Annotated in this window: 13 protein-coding genes; 8 read left to right on the forward strand and 5 right to left on the reverse strand. The window is 65.8% G+C overall.

Features of this window, described 5'->3' with window-relative positions:
• Positions 1-68: 68 nt before the first annotated feature.
• A complete protein-coding gene (locus ACQEVO_RS15215) occupies positions 69-1970 on the reverse strand; it encodes an FAD-binding monooxygenase (protein WP_432913448.1) in 1902 nt (633 codons plus the stop codon).
• Between the two features lie 70 nt (positions 1971-2040).
• Positions 2041-3480 carry an MFS transporter gene (locus ACQEVO_RS15220; RefSeq protein ID WP_432913450.1) on the reverse strand — a complete coding sequence of 480 codons (1440 nt, stop codon included), beginning with the start codon at positions 3478-3480 and terminating at the stop codon, positions 2041-2043.
• An 83-nt stretch (positions 3481-3563) separates the two neighbouring features.
• Here ACQEVO_RS15220 and ACQEVO_RS15225 point away from each other — a divergent pair, with 83 nt between their 5' ends.
• From ACQEVO_RS15225 to ACQEVO_RS15260, 8 genes are all read left to right on the forward strand, one after another.
• Positions 3564-5084, forward strand: coding sequence for a fumarylacetoacetate hydrolase family protein (locus tag ACQEVO_RS15225; protein WP_432913452.1), 1521 nt, complete (start codon positions 3564-3566; stop codon positions 5082-5084).
• Positions 5071-5781, forward strand: coding sequence for a GntR family transcriptional regulator (locus ACQEVO_RS15230; protein ID WP_432913454.1), 711 nt, complete (start codon positions 5071-5073; stop codon positions 5779-5781). The genes ACQEVO_RS15225 and ACQEVO_RS15230 overlap by 14 nt, the downstream gene beginning before the upstream one ends.
• Before the next feature lie 37 nt (positions 5782-5818).
• Positions 5819-7333, forward strand: coding sequence for a 5-carboxymethyl-2-hydroxymuconate semialdehyde dehydrogenase (gene hpaE / locus ACQEVO_RS15235; RefSeq protein WP_432913456.1), 1515 nt, complete (start codon positions 5819-5821; stop codon positions 7331-7333).
• Positions 7334-7383: 50 nt separating this feature from the next.
• Positions 7384-8538, forward strand: a complete 1155-nt coding sequence (gene hpaD / locus ACQEVO_RS15240; protein ID WP_432913458.1) for a 3,4-dihydroxyphenylacetate 2,3-dioxygenase — start codon at positions 7384-7386, stop codon at positions 8536-8538.
• Positions 8539-8590: 52 nt separating this feature from the next.
• Entirely contained in the window at positions 8591-9379 is a 789-nt protein-coding gene (gene hpaH / locus ACQEVO_RS15245; RefSeq protein ID WP_432913460.1) for a 2-oxo-hept-4-ene-1,7-dioate hydratase, read from the forward strand.
• Positions 9364-10164, forward strand: coding sequence for an HpcH/HpaI aldolase family protein (locus ACQEVO_RS15250; RefSeq protein WP_432913462.1), 801 nt, complete (start codon positions 9364-9366; stop codon positions 10162-10164). Before hpaH ends, ACQEVO_RS15250 begins: the two co-directional genes overlap by 16 nt.
• A gap of 97 nt (positions 10165-10261) precedes the next feature.
• The gene (locus tag ACQEVO_RS15255) at positions 10262-11725 is read left to right on the forward strand and encodes an NAD-dependent succinate-semialdehyde dehydrogenase (protein ID WP_432913464.1); all 1464 of its coding nucleotides are present in this window, start codon (positions 10262-10264) and stop codon (positions 11723-11725) included.
• Positions 11726-11981: 256 nt separating this feature from the next.
• Positions 11982-13364, forward strand: a complete 1383-nt coding sequence (locus ACQEVO_RS15260) for an alpha/beta hydrolase (RefSeq protein ID WP_432913466.1) — start codon at positions 11982-11984, stop codon at positions 13362-13364.
• Between the two features lie 594 nt (positions 13365-13958).
• Here ACQEVO_RS15260 and ACQEVO_RS15265 read toward each other — a convergent pair.
• The 3 genes from ACQEVO_RS15265 to ACQEVO_RS15275 all read right to left on the reverse strand — a co-directional run bounded on the left by ACQEVO_RS15265 (position 13959) and on the right by ACQEVO_RS15275 (position 17209).
• Complete coding sequence (locus ACQEVO_RS15265) at positions 13959-15206, reverse strand: ABC transporter substrate-binding protein (RefSeq protein ID WP_432913468.1); 1248 nt, start codon at positions 15204-15206, stop codon at positions 13959-13961.
• Entirely contained in the window at positions 15207-16211 is a 1005-nt protein-coding gene (locus ACQEVO_RS15270) for a branched-chain amino acid ABC transporter permease (RefSeq protein WP_432913470.1), read from the reverse strand.
• Between the two features lie 104 nt (positions 16212-16315).
• On the reverse strand, positions 16316-17209 hold the full coding sequence (locus ACQEVO_RS15275) for a branched-chain amino acid ABC transporter permease (protein WP_432913472.1): 894 nt from the start codon (positions 17207-17209) through the stop codon (positions 16316-16318).
• Between the last annotated feature and the right edge of the window lie 7 nt (positions 17210-17216).

Below are 17216 nucleotides of genomic sequence, written 5' to 3' on the forward strand. Positions count from 1 at the left end.
GGCTCGAGCCGGTTTGTGTGGGGCGCCCGCACTGGACGCCCCACACCCCTCATCCGGGCGCCGGCCGCTCAGACAGAGCTCAGTCGGCGCACGAAGATCCCGCCGAAGAAGGCGGCGATTTCCTGCCTTGCGTCGAGCGGCAGCACGTGAGCGACGTACTGGTCCGGCCGCACCACGACCACCGCGCCGTCGCGAGAGACACCACGGGCGGCGAAGATGTCGTCAGCCGGGTGTGCGGCGTAAACCCTTTCGTAGTCGGTGACCTGGAACGGTCCGACCTTCGGCAGGAACACCGCCGGCACCTTGCCGAGGTCGACGCCGGTGTGATCCTGCTGGTAAATGACCTTCACATCGAACCAACTGTCGATGTCGGCCCCCTCGGGAGCGTGGGCGAGCAGCGGCGAATCCGGTGCGGTGCGCAGCCATTCGGCCAAGTCGGTGGTCTTCGACGGCTCACCGGCGGCGGGCGCGTCGGCAAAGACGTAGATACGCCAGCGCCCGTCGGCGGTCGCGTGATGGCCGAGGTGTTCGGGGTTCGCGTCACACACCCGTGTCACGACATTCGACTTGAAACGTTTGCCGACCGGGAACCCGGTCGCGATCTCCTGGTACGTAGCGTCGGCGACGAGCATCGAGGGCGCATACTGCGTCATGAAACCCGCGGGGAATTCCGCGGTCTTGACGTAGAACTCCTCCAACTGGGTGGGGTCCTCCAGCTCTTCGGGCTTGGCCGCCATCAGCGCCGACCACTGCCGATCGAAGTCGATGAGGTTCTGCGCGATGACCTGACGTTCGGCCGAGTAGGTGTCCAGAATCGCTTCGGGTGCACGGCCGTCCAGCACATGCGCCAGCTTCCAGGCGATGTTCCACCCGTCCTGCATGGACACGTTCATGCCTTGGCCTGCCTTGGCGGAATGGGTGTGGCAGGCATCGCCGGTGATGAACACCCGCGGAGTACGGGTTCCGCAATGTTCGGGGTGCACGTCGTCGAACTTGTCGGTCACGCGGTGTCCGACCTCGTAGACGCTGCGCCACGCGACGTGCTTCACCTGCAGTGTGTAGGGGTGCAGGATCCGGTTCGCGCGCTCCTCGACCTCCTGCTGCGAGGTCTCCCGCACCTTGCCGCTGTCGTCTTCGGAGACTTCGCCGAGATCCACATACATGCGGAACAGGAAGTTGCCCTCACGGGGAATGTGCAGGATACTTCCGCCGTCGTGCGACTGAATGGCGCACTTGGTGCGGATGTCCGGGAAGTCGGTCTCGGCGAGCACGTCCATCACACCCCACGCGTGGTTGGCCTGCGCGCCCACGAATCGACGCCCGATGGACTCCCGTACCTTGCTGCGCGCCCCATCGCAGCCGATCACATACTTGGCCTTCACGATTCGCTCACGGCCGTCCAGAGTGCCCGCCGTGTGCCGCAGGGTCACCGTGACCGGGTACTCGCCTTCCTCGGCGACCGCGAGGGTGACGAACTCGTAGCCGTAGTCGGGCTCCAATCTCGTCGGCGCGTTGCGCGCTACCTCGGCGAAGTAGTCCAGCACGCGCGCTTGGTTGACGATGAGGTGCGGGAACTCGCTGATTCCGGTCGCATCGTCGGGTGTGCGCGCGGCGCGGACGATGTTGCGCGGGTTCTGCGGATCGGGCTTCCAGAACGCCATCTCGGTGATCCGGTAGGCCTCCGCGATGATGCGCTCGGCGAAGCCGAATGCCTGGAAGGTCTCCACGCTGCGGGCCTGGATCCCGTCGGCCTGCCCGACTTCGAGCCGGCCGGGGCGGCGCTCGACGAGACGGGTGTTGATGTTCGGGAACTGTGCCAACTGCGCCGCGGCAATCATGCCCGCCGGGCCCGAACCGACGATGAGCACGTCCACCTCGTCGGGAAGCTCGGCGGGGCGATCGATGCCGAAACCGGCGGGCGGCTGGATGCGTGGGTCACCGGACACGTAGCCGTGGTGATGGAACTGCACGGAATCTCCTCACTCCATGGAGTCGAGTGGGCTTTGTTCGATAATGGAACATCGAATTCTCATATAGATTTCACTGTCGATCGTAGCGGGTGACCTGGCTCTCATACAACCGGTCACCCGCCGCGGGTGACTTCTCCCAGGCGTAGATCCCCGCTTGCTGTTCGGCCTGGTTGAACGGACGCAATTCGATGCCTTTGCGGTCGCGCAACAGCAGGGTGCCGACCAGGCCGAGCGCAGTCATGCCGAGCAGGTAGTAGGCCACGTTCGCCGACGAACCCGTCGACTGCTGGATCCACTGCGCGATCGTGGGAGCGAAGGCGCCGCCGAGAATCGAGCCGAGCGCATAGGAGATCGACACTCCGGAGAACCGGACCGACGCGGGAAACAATTCGGTGTACCACACCGATTGCGCGCCGTAGGTGAAACCGAGTCCGAGCGTGAGTAGCACGAGCCCGGCACCGAGCAAGCGGACGTCACCGGTGTTCACCAGGGGGAAGAGAGTGATCACGAAGACGCCCTGCAAGCACCAGCCGATGAGGTAGGTGGCCCGGCGACCGAGGAAGTCCGATGCCCATCCGGCGGCGAAAGTGGCGATCAGCCAGCTCACCGACGACGCGGTCACCGCCCACAGGACGTCACCGCGATCGAGCGCCAGCGGCCCGTCCGGATTGGTGGCGTAGCCCTGGATGTAGCCACCGGTCGTCATGTAGCCGACGGCACCGTTACCCGCGAAGACCAGCGCCGACAGCAGTACCAGCGGGGTGAAGCGGGCGAACAATTCGACGACGGGCGCCTTGGTCTGCTCCTTGCGCTCGGCGATCTCGGTGAATACGGGGCTCTCTTCGACGCTGCGGCGCACCCATGCGCCGACGAGGATCAGCACGACCGAGAACAGGAAGGGGATACGCCAACCCCAGTCGAGGAACGCATCACCGGGGAAGAGCGCGTCCATCGTCGCCATCATGGCGCTGGCCAGCAGTAAGCCGATCGGCACGCCGATCTGCGGCATGGCGCCGAAGAGACCACGGCGGGCCGACGGCGCATGCTCGACCGCCATGAGAACGGCCCCGCCCCACTCGCCACCCGCCGAGATACCCTGCAGGATCCGCAGCAGCACCAAGAGCACAGGCGCCCAGATGCCGATGGAGGCGTGGGTCGGCAACAGGCCGATCAGCGCCGTGGCCAGGCCCATCAGGATGAGCGTTGCCACGAGCACCGGACGACGACCGATCTTGTCGCCGAAATGCCCGGCCAGGAACGCGCCGAGCGGGCGGAACAGAAAACTGACGCCGACAGTCAGGAAGGCCAGGATCGTCCCGAAGCCGGAACCGGCCGGTTCGAAGAACAACTGGCCGAACACCAGCCCGGCGGCCGAGGCGTAGACGAAATAGTCGTACCACTCCACCGCGGTCCCGATCACCGTGGCGAAGGCCACGCGTGTGCGATCTGCGGCCGGAGCGGCCGTGCCGGGCTGCGTGGCCGAGCCGGCGGTTGGAAGTTTCGCGGACATTGACACTCCTTTGTGACGCCGTAGGTGAGTCCGTCCTCACAACAGCTTTGCGACGCGAATAATAATGATATACGATTTCAGATATGACAATGGGCAAAGGAGCTCCGATCAATACGCCGACTGCCGATTCTCGGTTCGCGGCCCTGCCCGCTCCACCCGGCAAGATCGTGGCGGTCCACCTCAGCTACGAGTCGCGCGCAGCGCAGCGGGGGCGCAGACCAGCCGCGCCGTCCTACTTCTTCAAGCCCGCGAGTTCCGTCACGAGTTCCGGATCCGATATCGAGCGGCCGGCGGGGACGGAATTGCTGGCGTTCGAGGGCGAGATCGCCCTCATCATCGGCACGCCCGCTCGGCACGTCTCGCTCGAGGATGCCTGGTCGCACGTCGCCTGGGTCACCGCCGCCAACGACTGGGGGCTCTACGACCTACGCGACAACGACAAAGGCTCGAACGTGCGCAACAAGGGCCGCGACGGTTACACACCACTCGGTCCGGAGCTTATCGACGCACGCGGAATCGACCCGGCGGCATTGCGCGTACGCACCTGGCACAACGGGCAACTCGTGCAGGACGACACGACGGCGGCCCTGATCTTCCCCCTCGCGCAGTTCGTGGCCGATCTGTCGCAGCATTTCACGCTCGAGACCGGCGACATCATCCTGACCGGCACCCCGGCCGGATCGTCGGTCGCGGTACCGGGCGACATGGTCGAGGTCGAAGTCGATGCCCCGGGCGCGGCGGGCGCGCCCACCAGTGGGCGCCTCGTGAGCCGCGTGGTCGAGAGCTCCGCCGTATTCGATCCCACGCTCGGTTCGCTGCCTTCGGTCGACGACCGGCAGCGTGTGGAAGCGTGGGGATCACGAACGGCCGCAAGCCTTCCCGGCACCGAGCCGCCGTCTTCGGCACTCTCCCCCGCACTCCGGGCGAAACTGCTGGAGGCCCCCGTGGCAGGACTGTCTCAGGCGCTGCGCAAACGGGGACTGGACAATGTCTCGATCGACGGTGTGCACTCCCTGCGTTCCGGGACGAAGCTGGTCGGCACGGCGAAGACTCTGCGGTTCGTACCGAACCGCGAGGACCTCTTCCGGAGCCACGGCGGCGGCCACAACGCGCAGAAGCGCGCCTTCGACACCGTCGCCCCCGGCGAGGTGATAGTTATCGAGGCCCGCGGCGAACGCGGGTCGGGAACCCTCGGCGACATCCTCGCGCTGCGGGCCAGGGCAAGGAACGCGGCGGGCATCGTCACCGACGGCGGCGTGCGCGACTGCGCGACGGTCGCGGATATCGGTATCCCGGTGTTCGCGCAGGGCGGGCACCCGGCCGTACTGGGCCGCAAGCATGTTCCGTGGGACGTCGATGTCGCCATCGCCTGCGGCGGCGCGACGGTGCTTCCCGGCGATGTCATCGTCGGCGACGACGACGGCGTCCTCGTCATCCCGGCCGCGCTCGCCGAAGAAGTCGCCGACGCGGCCCTCGCCCAAGAGTCCGAGGACGCCTGGGTCGCCGAGCAAGTCGGGGCGGGACACCCGATCGACGGCCTGTTCCCGATGAACGCCGAATGGCGGGAGCGCTATGCGAAGGCACACGGCGATGCGAAGGCATGATTCCATGGTGGCCGAGACGATCGATACCCCCAGCAAATCCCAACGCGCGTACAACTGGATCCACGCACGCATCACCGACCGCAGGTTCGGGCCGGGATACCGGCTCGTGCTCGGATCGATAGCCGAGACGCTCGGCATGAGCGTCGTACCGGTGCGTGAGGCCATCCGGAGGCTGGAGGCGGAGGGACTCGTCGAGTTCGAGCGCAACGTGGGCGCCCGGGTCGCCCTGATCGACCCAGCCGAGTACGTCTACACGATGCAGACTCTCGGCGTCGTCGAGGGCATCGCCACGGCGCTGGCCGTCCCGCATCTCACCGCCGTCGAACTGGACCGGGCCGCCGTCCTCAACAGCCGGTTGCGGGAATTGCTCGACGACTTCGACCCGCGCCTGTTCACAGTGATGAACGAGCAGTTCCACACAGCGCTGTTCGAACCGTGCCCGAACCCGCACATTCTCGACCTGGTACGCCGGGGCTGGATGCGGATGTCGGGCGTGCGCGACTCCACCTTCGCCTTCGTGCCCGAGCGCGCCCACGAGTCCGTCGACGAGCACGACCACATCATCGATCTCATCCGCCGACGGGCCGATCCGCTCGAAATCGAGCTGGCCGCCCGCGAACACCGCTGGCGAACGATGAACACCTATCTCGCCCAGCGCGATTCGGACCGCCACGCCGGCCCGGCCGACCCCAACTGAACCGAACCGTCACTTTTCCCTACCGCGAGGAGGAGCCATGGCCGACAGCGTGTCGCCACAGCACCACGTACCGGCTGACCTACCCGACCGTATCCGCCATTACATCGACGGCGCCTTCGTCGATTCCGTCGACGGCGCGACCTTCGATGTGCTCGATCCGGTCACCAACGACACGTATGTGCAGGCCGCCGCGGGTAAGAAGGCCGATATCGATCGCGCCGTCGCCGCGGCCCGCAAGGCGTTCACCGAGGGGCCGTGGCCGAAGATGCTGCCGCGTGAGCGTTCGCGGGTGCTGAATCGAATCGCGGATCTGGTCGAATCCCGCGACGCCCGCCTGGCCGAACTGGAGAGTTTCGATTCCGGTCTGCCGATCACCCAGGCGCTGGGGCAGGCGCGCCGGGCCGCCGAGAACTTCCGTTTCTTCGCCGATCTGATCGTCGCGCAGGCCGATGACACCTACAAGGTGCCGGGCCGCCAGATCAACTACGTCAACCGCAAACCCATCGGTGTCGCGGGCCTGATCACGCCGTGGAATACGCCGTTCATGCTGGAGAGCTGGAAACTGGCCCCGGCGCTGGCCACCGGGAACACCGTGGTGCTCAAACCCGCGGAGTTCACGCCGCTGTCGGCGTCGCTGTGGTCGGGCATCTTCGAGGAAGCCGGGCTCCCGCAGGGTGTGTTCAACCTGGTCAACGGTCTCGGCGAGGACGCGGGCGACGCGCTCGTGAAACACCCCGACGTCCCGCTCATCTCGTTCACCGGCGAAAGCCGCACCGGACAGATCATCTTCGGCAACGCCGCGCCCTACCTCAAAGGCCTGTCGATGGAACTCGGCGGGAAATCCCCGGCCGTGGTGTTCGCCGACGCCGATCTGGATGCCGCTATCGACGCCACCGTGTTCGGTGTGTTCTCCCTCAACGGTGAACGCTGCACCGCGGGTAGCCGGATCCTGGTGCAGCGCGAGGTGTACGACGAATTCGTGGAACGCTATGCCGCGCAGGCCGAACGGGTGAAGGTCGGCTACCCGCACGACCCAGCCACCGAGGTCGGCGCGCTTGTGCACCCCGAGCACTACGACAAGGTCGTCAGCTATATCGAGATCGGCAAGGGCGAGGCCCGCCTGGTGGCCGGTGGCGACCATCCCGCGGACTTCCCGGCCGGAAACTTCGTGCGCCCCACCGTTTTCGCCGATGTGAAACCCGACGCCCGGATCTTCCAGGAAGAAATCTTCGGCCCGGTCGTCGCGATCACCCCCTTCGACACCGACGAAGAGGCGCTCGAACTCGCCAACGGCGTGAAATACGGTCTGGCCGCCTATATCTGGACCAACGACCTCAAGCGCGCGCACAACTTCTCGCAGGCTGTCGAGGCGGGCATGGTGTGGCTGAACTCGAACAATGTACGCGACCTGCGCACCCCCTTCGGCGGGGTGAAGGCCTCCGGCCTCGGTCACGAAGGCGGCTACCGCTCCATCGACTTCTACACCGACCAGCAGGCCGTGCACATCACCCTCGGCAAGGTGCACAACCCCACCTTCGGCAAGTCCGCGTGAGTTCTCGCCCCGGACCTCTTCCGCCCCGTACTCACCCCAAGGCAGCAGCAATGACCGAACGCACCCCTACCTCCTCCGGCTTCTTCGTCACCCAGGAAGCCCCCATCCACGCCGACGACCCCGTGGCCACCCCCACCGCGCCGCCGCCGGATATCGTCCGCGCCGCCTACGCCGAACTCGTCGTCACCGATCTGGCCCGCTCCCGCGAGTTCTACGTGGATATCCTCGGGATGACCGTCACCGAGGAGGACGAGAACGCGGTCTACCTGCGCACCCTCGAAGAGTTCATCCATCACAACCTGGTGATCCGCAAGGGCCCGGTCGCAGCGCTCGCCGCGCTGTCCTACCGGGTGCGGACCCCCGAGGATCTGGGTCGGGCGGTCGCCTTCTACACCGAGCTCGGCTGCCGGACCGAACGCCGGGCCGACGGCTTCACCAAGGGCATCGGCGATTCGGTGCGCGTGGTCGATCCGCTCGGCTTCCCGTACGAATTCTTCTACGACACCGCGCATGTGGAGCGGCTCGCCTGGCGCTACGACCTCTACACACCCGGTGCGCTGGTCCGCCTCGACCACTTCAACCAGGTCACCCCCGATGTCCCCCGCGCGGTGAAGCACTACCAGGATCTGGGCTTCCGCGTCACCGAGGATATCCAGGACGAAGCCGGCACCACCTACGCCGCCTGGATGCGCCGCAAACCGACCGTGCACGACACCGCCACCACCGGCGGCGACGGCCCGCGCCTCCACCACGTCGCCTTCGCCACCCACGAGAAACACAACATCCTGTCGATCTGCGACAAACTCGGCGCCCTGCGCCTGTCCGATCACATCGAACGAGGCCCCGGTCGCCACGGCGTGTCCAACGCCTTCTACCTCTACCTGCGTGACCCCGACGGCCACCGCATCGAGATCTACACCCAGGACTACTACACCGGCGACCCCGACAACCCCGTCGTCACCTGGGACGTGCACGACAACCAGCGCCGCGACTGGTGGGGCACCCCGGTCGTCCCGTCCTGGTACACCGACGCCTCGCTCGTACTCGATCTCGACGGCAAACCGCAACCGGTCGTGTCGCGAACCGATTCCAGCGAACTCGAGGTCACCATCGGAGCCGACGGATTCTCCTACACCCGCGAACCCGGCGACGAGGATCTTCCGGACTGGAAAAAGGGCGAATACAAACTGGGCCACCAGCTCTGACGACCGAGGCCGGTCCCGCCGCGGTGGGACCGGCCGACAGGAAGGATTTCCGATGGCGCTGGACGCCGCAACCATCACGGCGATCGCCGACGAACTGGCCGCCGCGGAACGCGACCGCGCAACGGTACCGCTGCTGACCGGGCGCTACCCGGCGATGACCGTCGAGGATTCCTACGCCGTGCAGAACGAATGGCGCCGCCGCGGTATCGCGTCCGGTCGCCGGCCGGTCGGCCGCAAGATCGGGCTCACCAGCAAGGTCATGCAAGCGGCCACCGGTATCACCGAACCCGATTACGGCGCGATCTTCGCCGACGCGGTATTCGACAACGGCGCGGTCATCGAGCACGCGCAGTTCTCCAACGTGCGGATCGAGGTCGAACTCGCCTTCGTTCTCGGTGAGCCGCTGCGCGGGCCCGATGTGACGATCTTCGATGTGCTGCGCGCGAGTGAGTATGTGGTGCCGGCACTGGAGATCCTGTCCTCGCGGGTCGAACTACCGGGCCGGACGATCGTCGACACCATCAGCGATAACGCCGCCTTCGGTGGACTGGTGTACGGCGGGAATCCGGTGAAACCCGGCGATATCGACCTGCGCTGGGTCTCGGCCCTGCTGTATCGCAACGAAACCATCGAGGAATCAGGGGTCGCCGCCGCGGTACTCAACCACCCCGCCACCGGCGTGGCGTGGCTGGCGAACAAACTCGACCGGCACGGCGACAGCCTCAACGCCGGCGAGATCGTCCTGGCCGGCTCCTTCACCCGCCCGATGTGGGTGGAACAGGGCGATACCGTGCTCGCCGACTACGGACCGATGGGAACGATCTCGTGCCGCTTCGCCTGACCCCCACCTTCCGCGACCGGCTGGCCACCACGGACCGCACCCTCTACGGCGGATGGATCTGCTCGGGTTCCCCCGTGGTCGCCGAGATCATGGCCGGCGCGGGCCTGGACTGGCTGCTCATCGATATGGAGCACGCGCCCAACGGTTTGGAATCCGTACTCGCGCAGCTCTACGCCGTGTCGGGCTATCCGTCCACGCCGGTTGTGCGCGTCCCGGCGGGTGACGCGGTGATCATCAAACAGGTGCTCGACCTCGGCGCACAGAACATCCTCGTGCCGATGATCTCTACGCCTGAGGAGGCGAAGGCAATCACCGCGATGACCCGGTACCCACCTGCGGGGGTGCGCGGTGTGGGCAGCGCACTCGCCCGATCGGCACGGTGGAATCGTGTCGAGGGATACTTGCGCGACGACGACGCTCACGTTTCCGTGTTCGTGCAGATCGAGACCGCCGAGGGTGTCGAGAACGCCCGCGCGATCGCCGAAACCGGCGTAGACGGTGTTTTCGTCGGACCGAGCGACCTCGCCGCCTCGATGGGACTGATCGGGCAGCAAACCCACCCGGAGGTCGTCGCCGCGGTGAAGCGTGCCTTCGCGGGCATTGCCGAGGCCGGAAAACCCTTCGGGGTCAATGCTTTCGACCCGGTCGCCGCGCGCGATTACGCCGCAGCCGGAGCCCGGTTCGTCCTCGTCGGAGCCGATGTGGCGCTGCTCGCGCGCGCCTCCGAGGAGCTGGCCGGAACCTACCTCGCGAGCACGGCTCAGGCTCCCCGTACTTCTTACTGAAAGGACCCGGACGGTGCGCCGTCCGCAGGCGGCAGCGTCCGCGCGCAGCGGCGCCCCGCGAGCCGTGTCCTAGACAACCGCTTCAGGAGTGAATGTCGTGACCGAACGTGAGACCACACTGCTTTCCGCCGCCCCCCACCAGTTGTTCATAGGTGGCGAGTGGATCGATGCCACCGGCGGCGGCACCTTCCCGGTGCGCGACCCGGCCACCGGCCGGACCGTGCGCGAAGTGGCCGACGCCACCGCCGACGACGCGGTCCGCGCGCTCGACGCCGCCGTCGCGGCACAGGAGCCGTGGGCGGCCACGTCGCCCCGCACGCGCAGCGACATCCTGCGCGCCGCCTGGGAACTCGTGCAACAGCACAGCGAAGATCTGGCCCTGCTGATGACGGTGGAAATGGGCAAGCCCGTCGCCGAGGCGCGCGGCGAAGTCGCCTACGGCGGCGAGTTCCTGCGCTGGTTCAGCGAAGAAGCCGTGCGCATCCACGGCAGATACGGGCTCAATCCCGAAGGGACTGGGCAGATGATCGTTTCTCAGAAGCCGGTGGGACCGTCGTTCTTCATCACGCCGTGGAACTTCCCGTTCGCGATGGCAACGCGCAAAATCGCTCCCGCACTCGCCGCCGGGTGCACGGTGGTGATCAAGCCCCCGCAGCTGACGCCGCTGACCACGCTCTACTTCACCCAGTTACTCGTGCAGGCAGGCCTGCCCAGCGGTGTCGTCAACGTCGTCACCTCCGCGTCGTCGCGCCGTGTCTCGGCGCCGATCATCGCCGATCCCCGGCTGCGCAAGCTGTCGTTCACCGGCTCCACCGAGGTCGGCCGCCAACTGATCGCCCAAGCCGCCGAGAACGTCCTGCGTGTATCGATGGAACTCGGTGGCAACGCGCCCTTTGTGGTGTTCGGGGACGCCGACCTGGACAAGGCCGTGAACGGAGCGCTCACGGCGAAGTTCCGCAATATCGGCCAGGCGTGCACAGCCGCGAACCGGTTCATCGTGCACGAGGACGTGGCCGACGAATTCGCGAAACGGATCACCGAGCGCGTCGAGGAGATGAAGCTGGGCCGCGGCACCGAGGAAGGCGTGACGATCGGCCCCCTCATCGACGACGACGCGGTGAACAAGACCGCCGAACTCGTCGCCGACGCGACGGCCCGCGGCGCGGTGCTACTGACCGGCGGCGCGAAGGTCGACGGCCCCGGTAGCTTCTATCAGCCGACGGTCCTCACCGGTATCGCCGACGGCAGCGCCGTCCTCCAGGAGGAGATCTTCGGCCCGGTCCTCGCGATCGCCACTTTCGCCACCGAGGAGGAAGCGATCCGCCTCGCCAACAACACCGAATACGGCCTCGTGTCCTATGTCTACACAAAGGATCTTGCACGCGGGCACCGCATGATCGACAAGCTGGAGACCGGCATGATGGGCCTGAATGCCGGCGTCGTCTCCAACGCCGCAGCACCGTTCGGTGGCGTAAAACAGTCGGGCCTGGGCCGGGAAGGCGGCTTCGAAGGCATTCACGAATTCCTCTCCACCAAATACACCCTGGTTCCGAACGAGTGATCACCTGTCGCGACTGCCCAGGCCGCCCCTCGGCGGCAACCTCGGGACCGACGCAGGCCACGGCCCTGAACGCCGCCTCCGACTCCTCCGCCCCGTGACGTAGCACCAACCTGGTCGTCGTCTCACTAGTTGGCCCGGCAGTGGTAACCCGCGACGTATGCATGCGTGTCCCGGCAGCGGAAACCGAAACCCCCTGCCGCCGGCACCACCGGCAACCCAAATCCCTCATAGTTCAGAGAAGGCAAGGTCTTTCCCGATGCGAGCCAAGAACAAGCTCCTCATCACAGCTGCGGCCGCCATCACAGCAGTCGCACTCGCCGGCAGTAGCGTCGGATGCGCTGAGACGGCGGATGATGCTGTCCGCAAGATCACCGGCACGCTGCCCGACGGATCCACCTATCTGTTCGAAGTGCCCGCCAACTGGAACGGCACCGTGCTGCTCTACTCCCATGGCTACAACCCCGGACCGTCCAACCCGGCCCGGGACGCCGGCTCGGCCGAGGTGGGCAGCGAACTGCTCGCGGACGGGTACGCCCTCGCCGGTGGGTCCTACCCCGGCGTCGGGTGGCAGACGCCCAACGCGCTGGGCGACCAGATCGCCACGCTCGACGAGTTCGCCGCACAGGTCACCTCGCCTCGACGCGTCATCGCCTGGGGCGAATCCATGGGCGGGGAGATCACCTCCTTGCTGGCCGAGCGATACCCGGACAAGATCAACGGTGCGATCGCGATGTGCCCCGGCGTCGCCGGCACAGTGCCGTGGTTCAACAGCTACCTCGACGGTGCGTTCACCCTGCGGACCCTGCTCGACCCCGCCGGAACCGTCCCGCTCATCGGCATCACCGATGTGGCCTCGGCCCAGAGCTACTGGAAACAGCTCGTCGAGAAGGCACAGCAGACGGCGGAAGGCCGGGCAAGGCTCGCGCTCGCGGCATCCTTCACCACCCTGCCGACATGGTCGCAGCCCGAAACGTCCGAGCCCGCAAGCACCGACCACGCGGCCCAGGAGCTCAACCAGTACTACAGTCTCAGCACCACGTTCACCTTGTTCCAGGCGGCGGTGCGCGCCGATATGGAATCCAAGGTGGGCGGGGCGTTCTCCTGGAACACCGGAGTGGACTACCGCGAGCTGTTCAGCGGTCTCGGCCACGGGGCCAAAGCCCAGGTCGACGCGCTCTACAAGCAGGCCGGGCTGAGTATCGAGGACGACCTGGACGCGCTCCGGACCGCCCCCAGGGTCGAACCCAGTGACCCGCAGGCGATCGCCAAGATGAACGAATACGCCCCGACCGGCTCCCCGCAGGTACCGATCCTGACCGTGCACACCACCGGGGACGACGCAGTGTTCACCAGCCTGGAATCAGGCTACGCGGAAAAGGTCCGCACCAACGGCGATACCGCGCTACTCAGGCAGACCTATGTGTCCGCCCCGGGACACTGCAGCTTCACCACGGACGAGGTGGTGGCATCGATCAAGACGATGGACCAGCGCCTGAGCACCGGCGCCTGGCCGAGCACGAGTCCTCAGGAGATGAATAAACGCGCGGCCGACAACGGCACCGACTCCTCGCACTTCGTGGCGTTCCAGCCGGACCCGCTGCCCCGGCCGGAGCTCAATCCGCCGTCCCGGACGCGGTAGGCCCCCGCGATCCGCGGATCGATCCGATCACCAGCTGCTCACCTACGCGGCGAAGGCTGAACTCGTTGCTGCGGTTGACAATGGGATGCACCGGCACAACACTCGACGCCGTCATTCGACGATCTGAATGAACAGCCCGATCGCTTACGAACGGGGCTGCTGCACGGATAGGTCAATAGAACGGCCCGGCTTTCGAAGCTGCACACCCCGAGCGACTTGCCAACGTGATCGTGCGCGACTGAAAGCTGCTACTCACCGAGTTCGGCGAGGCGTGCTTCCAGAGATCCGAGACGTTCGGCCGCGATCGGCGGGATGCCAGGAGGAACGCCACCTTGCCGTCCATGCGTCCCACGTCGCTCCTACCCCATCCCTGGTGCTCAGCTGAATTAGTAACGTACTTGTTTAGTACGATATACGTCAATGGATCCTCCCATCCTGAATCGTTGACACGGGGCACGGGACAGTACGGCCTCGACCCGTGTGTTACTCGCCCGGCCGAACGCTGACCACGTTTCTGCTCGGCCGATGAACGGCACGCCCGCGAGCACCGCCTCCATCGATCGACTCCTGCAAGCCGGACTCGCAGGGCCGTGATCAGCTCACCGGTATCGGCTCGGTGAGGTTGTTCGCGAAGGACGACGTGGACAGATCCCACTGCCCGACGGCATACGCCTCGAGCGCCGCGCCCGACGCTTTGGTGTGGAGCCGAACATAGGGCAGGTATCCGATCCCGTCGGGCGGATCGACCGGGAGGTTGTTCGCGCTCTCCGCAATGCCCACTCGGCTCAATTCGGCGGCGTTGGTGAACGTCGCCTCCGCCATCATCGCCGCGTTGTAGCCCAGCAGCGACGTGGTACTGACCTCCAGGCCATTTTCTGTCATGAGGTCGCGGTAGGCCTGCATGGCGGGAGTATCCGCATGTGGGTTCTCCAGGTACTGGCTCCGATAGACGGTCAGGCCCTTCGCCGCATCGGGTGCCGCCAAGAGGCTCACCTCGTTGCACAGCGAGTTGAAGTAGACCGTGGGCCGCCAACTGCTCTGCATCACGCCGTTCATCGCCTGAGTGCAGACGTTCGCCACCGACAGGTTCAGAAAGACCGTCGCGCCCGAGGCAGCCAGCGTCGTCATCTGAGATTTGACACTCGTATCCGTCGCCTCGTACGTCTCTTCGGCCACTACCTCGATGCCGAGCTCTTCGGCCTGCTCCTTGAACCCTTCGAGGGACTCGATTCCGGGATCGTCGTTCAACACCAGGACCGCAACCTGGGCATCCGGTTCCCGCTCCGCGAGGAACTTCGCCAGCACCTGCCCCTCGTCGGAATACGTCGACAGTGTCGCCGCGAAGGGATACTCGTGCGCGATAGCCTCGAGCGCTGTCAGATGCCAGGCCTGTGCGACGCAGTTCTTCTCCAAGTACGGTGCGACAACCATATTGGCCGCGCCGCCGAACAACCCGACCGTGGCATCGATATGATCCTGCTCCACCGCCTCCTGGATCGCACTCTGCGTCTTACTGGGGACAGCCTGGTCGTCATAGACCTTGACGTCGACCTTTTTCGGGCCGTCCACCGTCTGGACACCGCCCGCATCGTTGCGCATATCGAAATATGCCTTGATCGCGAGCGCGGACTGGCCGATGATCGCGTACGAGCCCGAGAGCGGGCCGGACGTCGCGACTTCGATCGTGTCCCCGGTTATCGGCTGCTTCGCTTCTGGTGGGCAGATGCTCGCGTTGATCTCGGCGGCGGCGCCAACACCATCGACCCGGCCCGTGGTGCAGCCCGCCACGAGCGTCAGCATCACTGCCCCCACGATGGGGGCCAACCTGGTTGCTTCGAACACTCAACTGCTCCTTGCTTTGTCACCATCCGAGTCGAATTCCTCGGTTTCTGCCGGCTCCTGCTCGGCGACGGCCGCGGAGTTCTCCGAAGTGCCCGTGCCGCTTCGAGTTCGGGGTCCCGATGCTGCGAACTGTGCAACGACCAGGTTCGTCGCCCGATCGATCAGGGCTCGGCATGCGCCGCTCGCCCCGCCGGGCAGGAAGATCACGACGAGCCACAGAATGACGGCATACAGAAGCGGCGACAGGACCGGCGCCAAACCGGCGTCGCTGATCCACCGCGGGGCGAATTCCAGGAACCCGCCACCGAACACCGCACCCAGGATCGAGGCGGAGCCGCCGAGCGCCATCCCGACGAAGTAGTCGATCGCGCGTACCAGGGTGAAGTCGCCCGGACTCACGAACTGCCGCTGCATTGCGAAGAGGCAGCCGGAAACCCCCGCCAGCGCCGAACTGATGGCAATAGTGGTCAACTTGATCGTGGCGGGGCGAATTCCGAATGCCTGCCCAACGGTCTCGTGGTCTCGAGAAGCCTGCAACGCTCGGCCCATTCGGCTGTTCTTCAGGTTCCGCACGAGCACGCAGCAGATCACCGTGACAACGAAGGACACCGAATACACCCATTGTGTGTCGTCGAAGCCCGTCCACGCCGGCGCGGTCACCGGCGTCGCCAACGCCATCCCCGCCGTGCCCCCGGTGTGTTCCCGGGCAGCCTGGATGATCACCGGGAAGATGATGGCCAGACCCAGCGAAGTCAATGTCACGTACAGGCCGCGCAGCCGGAGCGAGGGGAGCCCGACGATCAGGCCGACCACTCCGGTGACCACGATTGCGACGACGCTTGCCGAGAGCACGGTGAGCGAGTAGGTGCTGTTGAGGATCACCACGGTATACGCACCCAGCCCGACAAAGGCCGCCTGCCCCAGATTGATTTGCCCGGCCAGCCCGGTGAGGAGGTTCAAACTCAATACCGCCAGTGTCAATTGGAGCACATAGCTGAACTGCATGAGAGTGAACGATTCCGCCGTGAAGGGAAGCGCCGCACCTACAATTACCAAGGCGATTGCGAATGCTCGAATTACAGGGAAACTACCCATCAGTTTTCGAAACATCACAACCTCACTATTTCGGCGCGACCGAACAATCCGGTGGGGCGGATCAGGAGAATCGCAATCATGAGAGCGAATACCGGCAGCAAGGACAACTGGTTGTCGATGAACGGTATATAGCCGGGGCCGAGAGTCTCGATGAGGCCCATGATCATACCTCCTGCCATGGCACCGAACGGGCTGGTGAATCCGCCGAGGGCTGCGGCGGCGAAACCGAGGAACAGGGCGTTGTTCAGCATGGTGGTGCTCACCAAAGTGGTCGGCGCGATCAGCAGGCCGGCTATCGCCGCGAGGGCACCGGCCAAGGCCCAACCCAGCATGAGCATGTGGTTGCGTCGAACGCCGGACAGTCTTGCCGAGTCCGGGTTGTCCACCGACGCCCGCATACCCAGGCCGACCCGGGTGTGCTCGAACAGGAGATACATGAGGACCGCGACCACGGCCGCCACACAGGCCAAGGTCAGTGAGTCGTAGTCCAACCGGGCACCGCCGACCTGCACATATCCCCGGGGAAGGAACGAAGGCAATCGGACGACATCCACTGTGAAGAGGTACCCGGCGGCCGATTCGAGCGCCAGGAGCAACGCCAGGGTGACGATGACCACCCGCAGATGATCCCGATCCTTCTCCACCGGCCGAACGAAAACTCGCTCGAGGAATGCGCCGCCGAAGAATCCCAGGAAGGCCGCCACCACAAATGCCCCCCACAGGGGCAGTCCCGCATGGTCGGGGCTCCACAACCACCACGCGGTCATGGCACAGAACATCCCCATACTGCCGAGGGCAATATTCAGCGTCCCTGTACTGATGAAGACGAGAACAATGGCCAGTGCCATCATCGAGTAGATGGCACCGTTGGCAGCGCCGTCCAAAAGTCGTTGTACGAAAATATCCACAGCGCTG

Origin of the sequence: Nocardia sp. CA-290969 (assembly GCF_050936135.1) — a bacterium.
Taxonomy (GTDB): Bacteria; Actinomycetota; Actinomycetes; order Mycobacteriales; family Mycobacteriaceae; genus Nocardia.